Annotated in this window: 15 protein-coding genes; 7 read left to right on the forward strand and 8 right to left on the reverse strand. The window is 65.7% G+C overall.

Annotated features, from left to right (window positions below):
* Positions 1 to 4: 4 nt before the first annotated feature.
* Genes AC0MRV_RS12605 through AC0MRV_RS12630 form a run of 6 tightly spaced genes read left to right on the forward strand, consistent with a single transcriptional unit; the run spans position 5 to position 6,053 of the window.
* A complete protein-coding gene (locus tag AC0MRV_RS12605) occupies positions 5 to 898 on the forward strand; it encodes an acetaldehyde dehydrogenase (acetylating) (RefSeq protein WP_472764832.1) in 894 nt (297 codons plus the stop codon).
* Positions 895 to 1,917, forward strand: coding sequence for a 4-hydroxy-2-oxovalerate aldolase (gene dmpG, locus AC0MRV_RS12610; protein ID WP_472764833.1), 1,023 nt, complete (start codon positions 895 to 897; stop codon positions 1,915 to 1,917). Before AC0MRV_RS12605 ends, dmpG begins: the two co-directional genes overlap by 4 nt.
* 16 nt (positions 1,918 to 1,933) lie before the next feature.
* Complete coding sequence (locus AC0MRV_RS12615; protein WP_472764834.1) at positions 1,934 to 2,722, forward strand: SDR family NAD(P)-dependent oxidoreductase; 789 nt, start codon at positions 1,934 to 1,936, stop codon at positions 2,720 to 2,722.
* 32 nt (positions 2,723 to 2,754) lie between these two features.
* On the forward strand, positions 2,755 to 4,593 hold the full coding sequence (locus tag AC0MRV_RS12620; RefSeq protein WP_472764835.1) for a thiamine pyrophosphate-binding protein: 1,839 nt from the start codon (positions 2,755 to 2,757) through the stop codon (positions 4,591 to 4,593).
* Positions 4,594 to 4,619: 26 nt separating this feature from the next.
* The gene (locus tag AC0MRV_RS12625) at positions 4,620 to 5,492 is read left to right on the forward strand and encodes a glycosyltransferase family 2 protein (protein WP_472764836.1); all 873 of its coding nucleotides are present in this window, start codon (positions 4,620 to 4,622) and stop codon (positions 5,490 to 5,492) included.
* 33 nt (positions 5,493 to 5,525) lie between these two features.
* Positions 5,526 to 6,053, forward strand: coding sequence for a D-glycero-alpha-D-manno-heptose-1,7-bisphosphate 7-phosphatase (locus AC0MRV_RS12630; RefSeq protein WP_472764837.1), 528 nt, complete (start codon positions 5,526 to 5,528; stop codon positions 6,051 to 6,053).
* Between the two features lie 114 nt (positions 6,054 to 6,167).
* Here the strand turns inward: AC0MRV_RS12630 and AC0MRV_RS12635 are convergent, their stop codons facing one another.
* Genes AC0MRV_RS12635 through AC0MRV_RS12655 form a run of 5 tightly spaced genes read right to left on the reverse strand, consistent with a single transcriptional unit; the run spans position 6,168 to position 11,300 of the window.
* A complete protein-coding gene (locus AC0MRV_RS12635; RefSeq protein WP_472764838.1) occupies positions 6,168 to 7,376 on the reverse strand; it encodes a WcbI family polysaccharide biosynthesis putative acetyltransferase in 1,209 nt (402 codons plus the stop codon).
* A gap of 2 nt (positions 7,377 to 7,378) precedes the next feature.
* Positions 7,379 to 7,630 (reverse strand): acyl carrier protein, encoded by a 252-nt coding sequence (locus AC0MRV_RS12640; protein ID WP_472764839.1) that lies wholly within the window; start codon positions 7,628 to 7,630, stop codon positions 7,379 to 7,381.
* A 22-nt stretch (positions 7,631 to 7,652) separates the two neighbouring features.
* Positions 7,653 to 9,350, reverse strand: coding sequence for an AMP-binding protein (locus AC0MRV_RS12645; protein ID WP_472764840.1), 1,698 nt, complete (start codon positions 9,348 to 9,350; stop codon positions 7,653 to 7,655).
* A 10-nt stretch (positions 9,351 to 9,360) separates the two neighbouring features.
* Entirely contained in the window at positions 9,361 to 10,539 is a 1,179-nt protein-coding gene (locus AC0MRV_RS12650; RefSeq protein ID WP_472764841.1) for a glycosyltransferase family 4 protein, read from the reverse strand.
* On the reverse strand, positions 10,539 to 11,300 hold the full coding sequence (locus AC0MRV_RS12655) for a class I SAM-dependent methyltransferase (protein WP_472764842.1): 762 nt from the start codon (positions 11,298 to 11,300) through the stop codon (positions 10,539 to 10,541). Before AC0MRV_RS12655 ends, AC0MRV_RS12650 begins: the two co-directional genes overlap by 1 nt.
* Positions 11,301 to 11,426: 126 nt before the next feature.
* Here AC0MRV_RS12655 and AC0MRV_RS12660 point away from each other — a divergent pair, with 126 nt between their 5' ends.
* A complete protein-coding gene (locus AC0MRV_RS12660; RefSeq protein ID WP_472764843.1) occupies positions 11,427 to 11,597 on the forward strand; it encodes a hypothetical protein in 171 nt (56 codons plus the stop codon).
* 11 nt (positions 11,598 to 11,608) lie between these two features.
* On the opposite strand, the gene AC0MRV_RS12665 is transcribed toward AC0MRV_RS12660, so the two are convergent.
* From AC0MRV_RS12665 to AC0MRV_RS12675, 3 genes are all read right to left on the reverse strand, one after another.
* A complete protein-coding gene (locus AC0MRV_RS12665; protein WP_472764844.1) occupies positions 11,609 to 13,162 on the reverse strand; it encodes a PfkB family carbohydrate kinase in 1,554 nt (517 codons plus the stop codon).
* Between the two features lie 142 nt (positions 13,163 to 13,304).
* The gene (locus AC0MRV_RS12670) at positions 13,305 to 14,300 is read right to left on the reverse strand and encodes a GDP-mannose 4,6-dehydratase (RefSeq protein ID WP_472764845.1); all 996 of its coding nucleotides are present in this window, start codon (positions 14,298 to 14,300) and stop codon (positions 13,305 to 13,307) included.
* A gap of 123 nt (positions 14,301 to 14,423) precedes the next feature.
* The gene (locus AC0MRV_RS12675) at positions 14,424 to 15,041 is read right to left on the reverse strand and encodes an SIS domain-containing protein (protein ID WP_472764846.1); all 618 of its coding nucleotides are present in this window, start codon (positions 15,039 to 15,041) and stop codon (positions 14,424 to 14,426) included.
* Positions 15,042 to 15,054: the final 13 nt, after the last annotated feature.

Here is a 15,054-nt window from a genome sequence, read left to right on the forward strand (position 1 = left end):
GCGTATGGAGCCCAAACTCAAAGTCGCCATTCTCGGCAGCGGCCGAATCGGCTTCGACCTGTTGGTCAAAGTCCTGCGGTCTCCTTTGCTCGAATGTGGCCTGTTCGTGGGGCGCAATCCTATGAGCCCGCAGTTGGCTCGGGCGCGCGAACTCGGGGTGAGGGTTTCAGCCGACGGCATCGATGCGATCACCCGTGAACCGTCGGTTTGCGATGTGGTTTTCGATGCCACTTCGGCGGCCGATCATCTACGGCACTGGCCCTTGCTGCGCCAGCTCGGCAAACGGGTCATCGACATGACGCCGTCCAACCTTGGGACGATGTTCGTGCCCGCGGTCGATCCGCACGGCGCCGAACTAGCCCAGAACATCAACATGGTGAGCTGCGGCGGCCAGGCTGCCATCCCCATGGCGCACGCGCTCGCCGCGGTATTGCCGGATATCGAATACATCGAGGCGGTGTCCTCCATCGCGTCCCTCAGTGCCGGCCCCGCCACCCGCGCCAATCTCGACGAATACATCGAAACCACCGAGCGCGGCCTGGAGCGCTTTTCCGGCTGCGCCCGCACCAAGGCCATTCTCATTCTCAACCCGGCCAATCCGCCGATTCACATGCAAACGACCGTGAGCGCCAAAGTGGCCTCGGCCGACCTCGACCGGGTGCGGGCCAGCGTCGACGCCATGATCACCCGCATCCGCGCTTACGTGCCGGGTTACGAACTCATCGTGCCGCCGGTCTATGAACAAAACCGTGTGGTCGTCATGGTCCGGGTCGCCGGTCGCGGGGACTCGCTGCCGACCTACGCCGGCAATCTCGACATCATCAACTGCGCCGCCATCGCCGCCGCCGAACGCATCCCGGCCGGCGAGGTGCCTATCCCGGAGCTCGTCGCCGCATGACCTCGATTCTCGTCAGTGATCCCACCCTCCGCGACGGCAACCACGCGGTCGCGCACCAACTCAGCGAAGCCCAGATCGGGGCCTACTGTCGCGCCGCCGATGTCGCCGGCATTCCGGTGGTGGAGGTCGGCCACGGCAACGGTCTGGCTGCGTCCTCTCTGCAACTCGGTCTCGCCCGGGTGTCCGATGCCGACATGATTCGGGTCGCCCGCGCCAACCTGCAGCGCTCCCGTCTCGGCGTGTTTGTGATCGCTGGTTTCGGCACCATCAAACGCGACCTGGGCCCGGCTATCGATCTCGGTGCCGAGGTCGTGCGCGTGGGTTCGCATTGCACCGAGGCCGACACCACGCTCCGTCATCTGACCTACGCCCGCGAACGCGGCTGCGCGGCCTACGGCAACCTCATGATGAGTCACATGGCCGAGCCGGAAACGCTGCGCGAGGAGGCTCGCAAGATGGCCGATGCTGGTGCCCAAGGCGTCGTGCTCATGGACTCCGCCGGCGCGCTGCTGCCCGATGAGGTGCGGCGCCGCGTTGACGTCATGGTTCAGGGCCTCGACATCGCGGTCGGTTTTCACGCGCACAACAACCTCGGCATGGCGGTGGCCAATTCCGTCGCCGCCCTCGAAGTCGGTGCGACCATCGTCGACGGCACGGCCCGCGGTTTTGGCGCCGGCGCCGGCAACACCCAACTCGAGGTGCTCGTGGGTGTGTTGCATAAGCTCGGTTATGAAACCGGGATCGATCTCTACAAGGTGCTCGAGTTGTCCGATCTCGCCGAGGAGCAGATCCTGGAGACCGTGCCTGTCGTGCGTTCGGGCAGCATCGTGAGTGGCATGGCCGGCGTGGTCTCGACCTTTGCCCAACCCGCCGCCCGCATCTCCCGCCAATTCGGCGTCGATGCGCGCGATCTCTATTTCGAACTGGGCCGCCGCAAAGTCGTGGCGGGTCAGGAAGACATCATCATCGAAGTCGCCAAGGAACTGGCGGCCAAAGCGGCCGAGGAGGTCGCTGCTTAACCACGGAACCCCAGCCATGGATCTTGGAATCAAAGGAAAGAAAGCCGTCGTCACCGGCGGAGCCACCGGCATCGGCGCCGCCATCTGCGCCGAGCTCGCCCGTGAGGGCGTGAGTGTCGCCTTCACCACCCGCAAACCCGATGACGCCGCTGCCGCACTCGAACGCCTGGGCGGCAAGGATGCCGGCCACTACGCTATCGTCATCGACATTGCCGAAGAGGGCGGCCCGCAACGCATGGCCGACGAATTGCGCGCCAACTGGGGCGTGCCCGACATCGTCGTCAACAACGTGGGCGACACGCTGGGCGTGACCGATCCGCTGTGTCCGATCACCGACTGGCGCCGGATTTTCCGCCTCAACCTCGAGGTGCACATCGAAACCAACAACTGCTTCATCCCGTCGATGAAGGAGAAGGGCTGGGGCCGGATCGTGAACATCTCCGCCGGGGCTTCGATGGAGAACAGTGGGCCCGTGCCGTATTGCTCGGTCAAGGCGGCCTACACCGCCTACACCCGCTCCATGGGCCGCGTGCTTGCCACCGACGGCATTGTCATGTCGGCCGTGTTACCCGGCGTCGTGTTCACCGAGCGCGGCCACTGGGCCACCGTGATGGAGGAACGTCCCGAGCACGCCGAAAAATACCTGGAAGAGCGCACCGTGCTGAAGCGTTTCGGTCGCACCGATGAGATCAGCCCCATGGTGGCGCTGCTCTGCTCGCAGCAGGCCTCGTTCTGCGTGGGCTCCATCGTCCCGGTCGAGGGCGGTCAGGCCCGGCACTATTTCCACTTCAACGGCGTGGGCTGAAACCCTCCGGCGCAACCCTCCGCTGCTTCGTCATGAAACTCACCGACTACCTCGCCGAGACCCTCGCCGACCACGGCGTGAAGCACGTCTTTGGCCTCACCGGTGGCGCCGTCGTGCACCTGTTCGATTCGGCCGCGCAGACCGGTCGCATCGAGCCGATCTTTCATCACCACGAACAGGCGGCGGCCTTCGCCGCGCAGGCCAATGCGCGCATCACCGAAAATCTCGGGGTGTGTTTCGTGACGACGGGTCCGGGCGTGACCAATGCCATCACCGGGCTCGCGGCCGCGTGGCTGGATTCGGTGCCCTGTCTTTTTGTGTCGGGCCAGACCCGGGTGGCGCACACCACCCGGCACAAGCGTATCCGCCAACTGGGCACGCAGGAACTGGATGTGATTCCGCTGGTAGAGAGCCTGACCAAGTCGGCCGTCATGGTCGAAAAGGCCGAAGACTTTCCCTACGAACTCGGCCGTGCGCTCCATCTCGCCACCAGCGGTCGCCCCGGGCCGGTGTGGATCGACCTGCCGCTCGACCTGCAGTGGACCGAAATCGATCCGCTCACCTGCCGGCACTACGATCCGGCCGAAGACGCCACCACGGCCGAGCTCGTGCTGGAGCCGGCCACGGAGTCGATCGACACCCTCACCACTTGGATCGCGCAGGCGGAGCGTCCCTTGTTGCTGGCCGGCTACGGCGTCGTGCGCAGCGGGGCCCGCGACAAGTTCGCGCGCTTGGTTGAAGAAACCCAACTTCCTTTTGTCACCACCTGGGGCGCCATCGACGTGATGCCCAGCGGGCATCCGCTCAACCTTGGTCGGCCGGGTGTCGCCGGCCAGCGTGGCGCCAACCTCGCGGTGCAGAACTGTGACCTGCTCATCGCGGTGGGCTCCCACCTGAACATTCCGGTGACCGGGACCATGTTCGACGCCTTTGCCCGCACAGCGAAGGTCGTGGTCGTTGACATCGACCCCGATGAACTCGCCGAACGCACCGTGCCGGTGCACCTGCCCGTGCAGGCGGATGCGGGGCGCTTCCTTGATCGGCTGATCACCCGGGCGCCCTTCGCGGCGCCGGCCTCGCGGGGCGCTTGGATGGCGGCGTGCGAACGTTACCGCGACTACCTGCAGCCGCCGGCACCGACTGAGGGTGAGATCAGCCCCTACGACTACGTGCGCACCTTGTCGAATCTGAGCGCAGAGGACGATCTCATCGTCGTCGATGGCGGTGGCACCAACGTCTACACCTCCTTCCAGACCTTTGAGCTGAAGGGCCGGCAACGCATGTATCTCTCGACCGCCCTGTGTTCGATGGGGTCCGGCTTTCCGGAGAGCATTGGCATCTGCATCGGTGGGGAACGTCGTCGCACCATCTGCCTGTGCGGGGACGGAAGCGCGCAACTCAATATCCAGGAGTTGCAAACGATCCTGCATCATCAACTGCCGGTCAAAATCTTCATCTCCGACAACCGCGGCTACATGTCGATCCGCCACACGCAGAGTGAGTTTCTCGGCGCACGCTACACCGGTTCGCAGGCGTCGGGCGGCGTGAGTCTGCCCGACTACACCAAGGTGGCCGCCGCTTATGGGTTGCCAGTCTTTGAGATTACCGAGCGCGGGCAGTTGACCGACGGTTTGGCCGCCGCTCTGGCGGCTCCGGGTCCAAGCCTGTGCGTGGTGCACACCGCGCCGAATCAGGAAATCACGCCCCGCCAGGGATTCCGCCAGCGCGAAGATGGCACCTTTGCCGCCCGACCGTTGGAAGACATGGCGCCGCTGCTTGAACGCCGTGAATTTGCCGAGGCGATGATGATCCCAACGTGGGATGACAGCCCGGCTCCCGTCCCCGCGCCGGTGGCTTCCACCAACGCTTAAAGCTGACCCTTTCGATTCCCCTTCAGATGTCCTCCCGTCCGCCGCTCCTTTCCGTCTGCTTCGCCAGCTATAACTACGGCCGCTACCTGCGGCAGTGCCTCAACGGCATGCTCATGCAGACGTTTCGGGACTTTGAAATCGTGGTCACCGAAGACGGTTCGACGGATGAGAGCCGCGACATCCTGCGCGAATACGAAAAGAAGGACTCGCGCCTCAAGGTGAACTACTTCCCGGAAAACCGCGGCGTGATGCCGGCCGCGCAGGACATGTTGTCGCGGGTGCGCGGCAAGTATCTTTACTGCACCGCGGCCGATGACTTCGTGGCCAACAAGGAGTTCTTCCAACGCGCCGTAACGGCACTGGAGCGCGACGAACGCCCGGCCGGGTTTTACGGCATCTGCGGCATCTTCACCGATGAGTTGAACAAGATCACTGGTGGCATGGGCACGGCCGAAACCGTTGGCTACAACACCCCGCGCCAATGCTGCGAAGGTTTCCTCAAGTGCCGTTCCGTCGTCACCTCGCCGAGTGCGATCTTCCGCACCGACTGGTGGTTGGGGCAGGGCGGGCGCAGCATCGACGACCTCATGGTCAACCTCGGCCCGCAGGTGGATTATTACCTGAACCACTCCCTGGCGTTCCGCCACGGCATGTTCTTCGATCAGACCTTCTTTGCCTGTCAGCGCGTGTATCAGGCCAAGACGAACTACTCGTCCAACCTGCACCTGTGGGAAACCGCCGCGCGCTATGCGGAGATGGAGCGCTTGCTGCGCGAGGACGGTTGCGCGGATTACCCCGACATCGAACGCGACTGGCTCCACTGGCGTTCGTATTGGATGATGGATACGGTCAACAAGGCCGGCCACATTTACCAAGCCGGTGGACAAGCGGCTGCTTGAGTCCGCGCGCACCAAGCGCGATAAGGGCGCCGCATGAAACGCGGCGCTTTGTTTTTTGATCGGGATGGCACGCTCATCGAGCACGTGCATTACCTGCGCGATCCCGCGCAGGTCCGCTTGTTGCCGGGCGTGTCGGAGCTGCTCGCAGCAGCGCGCGATGCGGGTTACCTGCTGTTTGTGCTCACCAACCAAAGTGGGGTGGGGCGCGGTTACTTCACGCTCGCCGAGGCGGAGGCCTGCAACGTGCGCATGGTCGAGTTGATTGGGCTCGGACCCGATGTCTTCACCGAGATCTGCATCGCGCCGGAACGACCCGACGAGCCGAGTCGTTACCGGAAACCGAAGCCGGATTTTTTGCTGGAGAAGATCCGCGAGCACGAGCTCGACCCGGAACACTGCGTCATGCTCGGCGACATGCCGACGGATTGGGAAACCGCGGCCAATGCCGGCATCGCCGCGGTCGCGGTGCGCTCCGCGACGTCGAAACCGAAAGTCATCGCGCAACAGGAAGCGCTCGGACTGCCGTTCGTGAGCGACCTGCGGGATCTGGTGCTGCCGTAAGGTGGGTGGTGGACGCGGACGTCTCCGACCGCGTTGTGTTGCCCCAAGGGGGGAGTTGGTCGAGAGGCAGAGCGGGACGCCGTCCGGAGGTCGGCGTCCACCTTTAATGATTGCTCACGCCGCGCGCCTTGCGAGCACCTGCAGTTTGTTGCGCAGGGCGCTTACTTCGCGGTTTTGGGGCTCCAGGCGTTGCGCTTGCGTGAGCGCTTCGATCGCGGGGGCGAGCAGGCCTTGGCCGGCGAGAGCCACGCCGAGTTGATGGTGAAACGGCGCGTGTTGCGGGAAGCGTTGCAGCGCGAAGCGGAAGACCTGCTCGGCTTCGACGGGGGCGTTGCGGCGCAGTCGCAGCAGGCCGAGGTAGTGCAGGAAGGGCGGCAGCTCGGGGAACTTCGCGACGGCTTCGAGGAGGATGCGTTCGGCTTCGGCGATTTGACCGAGATCGGCTTCCTGGCGGGCGCGTTCGAGCCAGAGCTGCGGCGGCTCGGCGATCGCGATGTCCTCCCAGGCGGCGTAAGCGTGCACATAGGTGTCGAGATCGAGGAGGCGGGAGCGATAGCGCCAACGGCGTGCGGGCGTCGTCCATTGCAGGCCGTAGTGGGCAATGATCTGCGGGTGCAGCGGCACTTCCTCGGCGCCGAGCACGTCGTTGGCGTTGGCCGGCGCGGCGGGCAACTCGACCGCGCCGTCGAGCAGGTGCTGGGCGACGCCGGTGCCGATCGCGTGGAGCGTGCGGAAGGTCGGGTGATTGACCGTGCCGAAAAGTTTGTGGCTCGCGAGATCGCGCTCGATCAGCGGCGTGATGGCGACGTCGGACTGGCGGTCGTTGTGGCGCAGCTCAGCGAGACACATGCGGCCGAAGCGCTCGAGGTTCACGATCTGATTGAGGTCGGTCTCGCGATAGCGCGCCGGGATGTCGGTCGGCGCGACGCCTTGCTCCAGGAGACGCACCACGATGCGATCGCCGTAGGGGTAGCGGCCCCACGGATGGTTGGGCTCGGGCTGATTGCGGGGGTCGACCACATAGGTCGGCCAGAGCATCTTGAGCCACAGGGTGGGAAAACGAATCTGCCGCGCGGTTGCGGGGATGGCATCGAGAAAGGCCGGGTTGCCACGCGTGGCGGCGGTTTGCCAAACGCACACTTCGACGCCTTCGAAGAAGCCCGGCGCCTGCGTCGGATGATCCGCCGGGATGTGCTCGTAGTCGGTCAGGTAGGTGAGCTCGTAGCGGGCGGCGACCTCGGGCAAGGCACCGAGAAAACGGGTGAGCCAACCGGCCTGACAATTGCCGTAAACCAGCAGGCGCTGTTTGCGGTCGGCGCTCATCGTCAGGCTTTGGTGGCGACGAGGGTTTCGTCGACGAGGTCGACCAGTTCACCGACGTCGGCGAGACCGAAGATGCGTTCCTCGGGCAGGGTGAGGCCGAAGGCGTCCTCCACCGCCATGAGCACCATGGTGTGGGAGAGCGAATCCCAGCCGCGCACATCGACGGCGCGGGTGGAACGTTGGATATCGACGGGGCCGCAATGCAGGGTTTCGCGGATAACGTCGGCGACGCGTTCGAGGGTGGAGGCGTTCATGGTGAGGACAGGTAAAGGGAGCTCAGGCCGCGCGCGGCAGCGGGCGTGGCGCGGGCTGGTGGCGGGCGGCTTCGTATTTTTCGAGATTCGCGCCGCGGGCGATTTTGCCGCTGGTGGTTTTGACCAGCCAGCCGGGCGGCACGATCAAGACGTCGAAGGGCACGAGACCGGAGCCGTTGACCAACTCGTGGCGAATGTCGGCGGCGAGCTCCTCGGGTGAGCGGGTGGGCGAGAGGAGTTGGTCGAACTCCGCGATGACCACGACTTCGTGGCTGCCGACTTCCCGGCGGAACCAGCCCAGCGCGACGTTGCGGCCGGGGTGCACGCCGGGGACTTGGTTGATGAGAAACTCCAGCTCGTGGGCCGTGTAGTTGCGACCGTGCACGATGATGAGGTCGTCCTCGCGGCCGACGACGTAGAGTTCGCCGTCGTGCAGGAAACCGAGGTCGCCGGTGAGGTAGCGACCATCGCGAAACTTCTGGGCGGTGACTTCCGGCAGGCGGTGGTATCCATCAAACAAGCACGCGCCCGTGATCGCAATCGTGCCAACGTGGTCGGGCGGCAACGCCTGGCCTTGGGCGTCCACGATCGTGACCGCGAGGGCATCGATCACCGATCCGGCGGAAAGGAAGGATTGCGCGTCCGGGTCGGTCGGCTCGGCGAGGGCGACGCGGTGTTGCTCACGCAGCAGTTGTGGTTGCACCCGCAGATCGGTGGCGCGGGTGTGGGGGCGGGTTTGCGTGACGGCGAACACCGTCTCGGCCATGGCGTAACAGACCTGCAGACTCGTGGGCTCGAGGCCCATGCCGGCAAAGCGGCGCGCAAAGGTTTCGAAAGTTTCGGCACGGCAGGGCTCCGAGCAGTTGATCCACGCGCGCACGCTGGACAGGTCGTAGTCACCCGATGGCCGCACGGTCCGGCACAGGTGATGGAAGGCGAAGTTGGGTTGCCACAAGAGCGTGGGCCGATGCCGGGTGATGGCTTGCAGCAGCCGCTTGGGGCTGGCCACCCACTCGAAGGGATCGAGCATCACGACCGGCACGCCATGCACAAACGGCAGGAGGAAGCAGGCGATCAGGCCCATGTCGTGATAAAGCGGCAGCCAGGACACGATGCGGTCGGTGGCTTGCAGCTCCAGCCGCGTGCCGTAGGACGCGAGCTGCGTGAAGATCGCGTCGTGGCTGAGGGCGACGCCTTTCTTCAGTCCGGTGGTGCCGGAGCTGTGTTGCAACAAGGCGATGTCCTGCGGAGCCGCGTCGTGCTTGGGCGCCTGGTCGGGGGAAAATGCGGCGGCCTGCGCGAGATCGATGACCATTTGCGGAGCTTCGGGCAGGTGCTGCCGCAGCGCCGCGGCGCGGTCGGCATCGGTGAGGATCGCGCCCCGGCCGATGCGTGCGAACAGCGCTTCGTGCGAGGCCCAGTAGCGCACGGGGTCCTGCTTGGCGCTGGGACCGGGCATGAAGGACGGCACGGCCCCGGCACGCAGGGCGCCGAAGAAGCTGAACCACAGCTCCGGTCCCGACGGCAGGACGATCAGGACAATGTCACCGGCGGTGATGCCCTGCGCGGCGAGCAAGGCGGCAATGCGACCGGACTCGCGGTGAAGGTCCGCGTAGGTGACACCGATCTCCTGCGCCCCGAGCCACCAGCGACCAAACTCCGCGTCGGGGTGTGCGGCGCAGTGTTGTTCGAGTCGGTGGTTGAGGGTGCGGGCGGACATGGCGGGCAGGTCACGCGGCCGCGGCGGGGGCGTGGATTTCGATCAGCTCGATCACTTCGCGCAACATGCGCGCGGTGCGGAAATGTTTGTCGGCCCGGGCGCGGGCGGCATCGCCGAGTTGGGTGCGGGCTTCGCGCGTGCGACAGAGATCGGTCCACGCACCGATCACGTCGCGCACGACGCCGGCGGCATCCTGATGCGGGTCGGCGGTGAGCTTGCCGGTCTCGGCCAGTTCCTCGGGGATGCCACTGACCGGTGTTGCCACGACGGGTAGACGGCGGGCCATGGCCTCCATGATCGCGATGGGCATGCCTTCGCTCAGGGAGGTGAGGGTGAACACGTCGGCGGCGTCGAGCCAACCGAGGATGTCGCTTTGCAGACCGATGAAGCGGATGCGGCCCTGGAGGCGGCGGTTGCGCACTTCGGTTTCGAGGGAGGCGCGGGCGTCGCCGTCGCCGGCCCAGACGAGCAGGAGTTTGGAGCGCGGGTTCTGCTTGAGCAGGTGCTCCATCGCGTGGATCTGGAAAATGTGGCCCTTGATCGGATCGAGGCGGGCGGAGGTGAAGCTCACGATGGCGTCGGCCGGGATCTGGTGACGGGCCCGCAGCGCCTGGCGCTTCGCGGGATCGGCGGGCGTATCGAAGAAGACGTCCTTGGCGCTGGGGAAGACCACGTGGCCGCGGTCGGGCGCGAGGCCGAAGAGCTGGCGCAGCCCTTGTAGGTTCTCGCTGGATACCGCGATGACCGCGCGCGCGGCGGCGAATTGTTTGCCCACGATCGGCAGGCACTGGGCGAAGCGCTCGGCGAGGTAGGGCGCGACGAAGTGGACCATCGTCACAAAGGGCAACCCACGATGCAGGGTGACGTGTTTGGCGGCGATGTTCGAAACGGGGCAACAGTCGGAGTAGAACACGAGGTCGACCTCCCCCAGGGCGTCGAGCGCCTGCTCGGCGCTGGCGGTGTCGGTGATGGTGCGCGCGAAGTCGACGCCGGTGTCGTAGTCGATCCACACGAAGTTCACACCGCGCGCGGCGAGGGCCGAAAGGGCGTCGGATTCGTGGCGGGTTTGCACCAGCGACACGCGGTGACCGGCGTCCAGCAGGCCGTGCGCGATCTGATAGGTATAGTTGGCGACGCCGCCTTTACCGGGATCGTCGGTGTAGAGAGCGATGTGCAGCGCGGTGGACATCAGGCGACCTCATATTGCGCGGCAACCGGGGCGCTCGGACGGGGTGCGCCGACCGCGGCGCAGCGTTCAAAGAGTTCTCGGCCCGAGGCGTCGAGGGTGAGGGTGCCGGCGCGCGGTTTGGGATCGAGCACGGCGAGGCCGAGTCCGCCCCACATTTGCCCGTTGGCTGGGTTACCAGGCTGATTGACCACGCAGCCGGTGGTGTAGTCGACCTCGACGAAGTGGGCGTAGGGGCATTGCTCCCAACCGGCGGTTTCAATGCCGCGGCGGCAGCCGGGGTTGAAGCTGTCGTGCATGAGCACGTAGGTGCGTTTGAGGGGCTGGCGGCGGAGCACGCTCTGGATGTCACCGCGCACCCCGGCCTCACTGTGGTCGGCGTCGATGAGAATGAAGTCCGGCCAGAGGTTCTTGGTGCGCAGGCTGTCGAGCAGCATGGGCAACGACTGGGCGGAGGGGCCGATGAGGAACTGGGTGTTCTTGAACTGCTTCAGGCGCTCCGGGATCGATTGGTCGATGTCGAGGGCGAAGACGTTCTGCGAATAGGCGCTGATGATGGAGAGGCTGCCCCCGCGGAAAGTGCCCACTTCGACCGCGAGGCGGGGGCGCAGGCGGTCCATCAGGCCGCGCAGGAGGTGGCGCTCGGCGTGGCTCATTTCCCACTGGCTGTCGCGATGCAGGCAGTCGGGGTAGAGGAAAGCGGCGAGATCGGCCGGATCGGCGGGCTGCGGGTGACGAGCAAGGGGACTGATAGGCTGTGGCATGGCGAGCGAGTCGACGGGAGATTAGGCGAGAGGGAGAGAGGATGGGCGGGCGGCTAAATTGGTGGGGGATTGGGTCGATAGCATGGTGGCGCAGTATCGCGCCGCGCTTAACCCAACCTCGCCGCCATGTCTGAACACCTCTACCCGCTGCAGCTTGATCCCATGGACCTCACGGACTGTTTTGGTCCGATCGGGGCGCATACGAAGTCCGCGGATTCGTCGCCGGATGTCGCCGCCGGCGCGACGGTCGAAGCGATCGGGCTTGAGGCGGGCGAAGGACATGAAGAGGCGGCTTGAGGGGCGGCGGGTCAGACGGTGAGCATCGATTGCCCGGCTTTGAGGAAGCGGCCCTTGTTGATGGGCTCGGTGTTGCCCACGACCTTGACGGCCTGGGCGCCGGCGAGCTGACCCATGAAGGTGGCGACGGGTAGGGGCACGCCGGATACGGCGGCGAGGGAGGCGACGGCGCAGAAGGCGTCACCGGCGCCGACGGTGTCGACGGGCGAGCGCTCAAAGGGCACGCAGCGGGTGAGCTCCTGGCGGCAGTTGCGACCGAGGGTTTCGGTGGCGCCGCGGGTGAGCCACGCGTAGCGGCTCTGGAATGTTTTCGCGAGGTCGGTGAGGGCCTCGCCGTAGTCGAGGTTGCGGCTGCCGGCGGCGAGGTGGATTTCGGTCTGGTCGAGCGTGAACGCGTCGGCCCGACGGTAGCGGCGGTTGATGACGTTGAAGCCGTGGTTGGCGCTGTTGGTCTGGCAGTTGACCACGAGAAAATTGGCGCGGCGCTGCACGAGCTCGCGGACCTTGTCCTCCATGAGGCCGTGGCCGAAATCCATCACGATCACGAGGTCGGCCTCGTCGATCTCGCTGGTGATGCGGGCGAGCAGGGCCTTCTGCACGTCGGGGGCCGGGGCCTCCTTGTTGAGGTAGTTGATCGAGAAGAGCTTGTTCACGCCCTTGCCCTCACCCTTCGACTCGACGAAGCGCTGCTTCACCACGGAGGTGAAGGACTTCGCCCGCACGATGGCGTCTTCGCCGGGTTGCAGGTATTGAGCGAGCGTGTCGTTGAGCCAGGACTCGGTGCCGGTGAGGCCGATGAGTTTCACTTGCGAAGTGAACTCGCGCAGGTGGCGCAGCACGGCGAGCGCGCCGCCGGCCTGCAGGCTCTCGTCGACGTAGCGACCGGAGAGGATGCGGTCCTTGGCGGTCAGGCCCTGGACTTCGACGGTGGTGTATTTGTCAAAAATGATGTCGCCGATGACGAGGACCTTGAGCTTGGCAAAGCTCTCGACGGTGCGACGAAAGGCCGCCGGCGGACACTCCGCCGCGACGAGCTGACAGAATTCCTGCACCTCCGGCGCGTAGGGCGAGAAGTGGCGGTTGAGCAGCTTGGTCGAGCTGTGCACGACGGAGCCGACGTAGCGCATTTCGCCGCCGCAGCGGCGCACGGTGGCGACGTCGTCGGCGATGTTGCCGGTCACGTCGTTCGACTGGTCGGCGTATTCGGTGCCCTTGCAGTAGAAGTGCGGGCGCACGGCTTCGATGGCCTCGACGGCGGCCGCGAACGGGATGATGACCACGTAATCGACACAGGCCAGCGCGGCCAACCAACGGGTGCGCATGGTGTCGTCGAAGAAGGGGCGACCGGGGCCCTTGTTGACGAATTTCTCCGCGGTGAGGGTGACGACCAACACATCGCCGAGCGCGCGGGCTTCCTCGAAGTGCACGATGTGACCCGGATGCACGAGGTCGAAGGTGCCGTGGCACTGCACGATGCGCTGGCCGGCGTGGCGCAGCTTGGCGAAGTGGCCGGCGGCGTCATCGAAGGCGATGATCTTGGAATCGGCGGAAGTGAGGACCTTCATGGCAAACAGATCGGCTGGGAGAGGCGTTTGTCACTTACTAAGTGACAAGTGGTGAATTGCGGCGGAGAGGGAGTGGGAGTTTGTCACTTGCTAAGTGACAAAGGGGATTGGGCTGGGCGGTCGGTTGGTGCGGGAGCGTGGCTCAGGCTTTGTGGATGTAGTTGAATTCTTGGGACGAGATTTCGTCGAACTGGTCGTTGATCCAGGCGATGGTCTGGCGGACGCCTTCCTCGAGGCTCACGCGGTCGGTCCAGCCGAGCGTGGTGCGCACCTTGGTCGAATCGAGCAGGTAGGCGGCGTCCTTGCCGGGGCGGTCGTCGGTCACGTTGACGACGTCGTCAAAGTTCGCGCCCATTTCGCGGCACACGAGTTCAACGAGTTCGCGGATCGAGACAAAGCGGTCGGTGGAAAGGTGGTAGCACTCGCCGGCGGGCGCGCGTATCGCGATGGCGAGGGTGGCGGCGGCGACGTCGTCGATGTGAATGAAGGAGCGCACGCTGTGGCCGCCGCCGTGCAGCTGCAGCTTGTTGCCCAATTTGATGAACAGGGCGGTGCGGGGCAGGATGCGGTAGAGTTGCTGACCGGGGCCGTAGACGTTGGCGGCGCGGGTCCAGACCACCGGAAACTTGTGCTGGGCGAGGAAGGTGCGCAGGTGGAGGTCGCAGGCGGCGCGGGAGGCGGCGTAGGGGGTCGAGGGGTTGAAGGGCGCGCTCTCGTCGATCGTGCCGGAGGTGCTGCCGTAGACTTCGGGCGTGCCGATGTGCACGTATTTTTCCAACCAATCGGCGTGGCGCAGGCGGTCATGCAGGGCGACTTGGCCCATGACGTTGGTGCGATACCAATCGAGCGGCTGCTCCCAGCTCTGGGCGACCATGCCCTGGGCGGCGAAGTTGACCACGGCGGCGGGTTTGAAGCCGTCGAGCGCGGCCATCGCGGTGTCGAGGTCGTGGTTGAGATCGGCTTGGGCGAATTGCCAGCGCGCCTGCGCGTCGGCGTCGAGCCAGCGATAAGGCAGGAAGCAACGGGCGGGCTCGGCGGAGCGGCTGAGGCCGAGCACCTCGTGGCCCTCGCGCAGACAATGGGCGGCGAAGCTGGCGCCGGAGAATGAGTTGCTGCCGATGATCGCGATCTTGGACATGGGGCGGGTGGCGAAATCTTGCGCGGGTGGCGGGTTGTAGCCGGCCTCGGTGAGGCCGGACCGGGGTCACCCTCCTTCGCCGAGGCTTCGGCGGGCGAGGACGCCCCGGCTACAGCGGAGTGATTACTGACTGGCGACTTGGTTGAGGCGTTGGGCGACCATGTGACCGACGACGGTCTGGAGGTCTTCGGCGATCTGCATGTCGTTGACCGGAAAGTGAAGAGCGTGGTCGGCGAGTTCGCGCACGGCGCCGCCGTCGAATCCGAGCACGGCCCACGTCTCGAGTCCGCGCTGTTTGGCGGTGGTCACGGCCTTGACGATGTTGGGCGAGTTGCCAGAGCCAGAGAACACGATGAGCACGTCGCCGGGTTGCGACAGGGTGGAGAGCTGGTGGGCGAAGATGTTGTCGTAGCCGACGTCGTTGCCGAGGCAGGTCATGACGGCCGGGTTGGCCGAGAGGGCGTGGGCGCGGATGCCACCGCGCTTGGTCGAGGTGAGGCCGAGCATGAGGTCATTGGCCATGTGGGCGGCGTTGGTGGCGCTGCCGCCGTTGCCGGCGAGGAACACCTGGCGTTGGCTCAACCAGCACTGCATCAGCGTGTCGACGAGCGGCTCCACGAGGTGCCACGCCGGCGCATCGAAGGACTGGCGCATGACCTCGTGATAACGCGTGACGAAGAACGGCAGCGGTCCGGTGGACGGGGCGGTCTCGTGGGTGTCGGTGAGCTTTTGCGGAGGCATGATTCGATGTGAG

This window comes from Actomonas spartinae (genome assembly GCF_051209155.1).
GTDB lineage: Bacteria > Verrucomicrobiota > Verrucomicrobiia > Opitutales > Opitutaceae > Actomonas.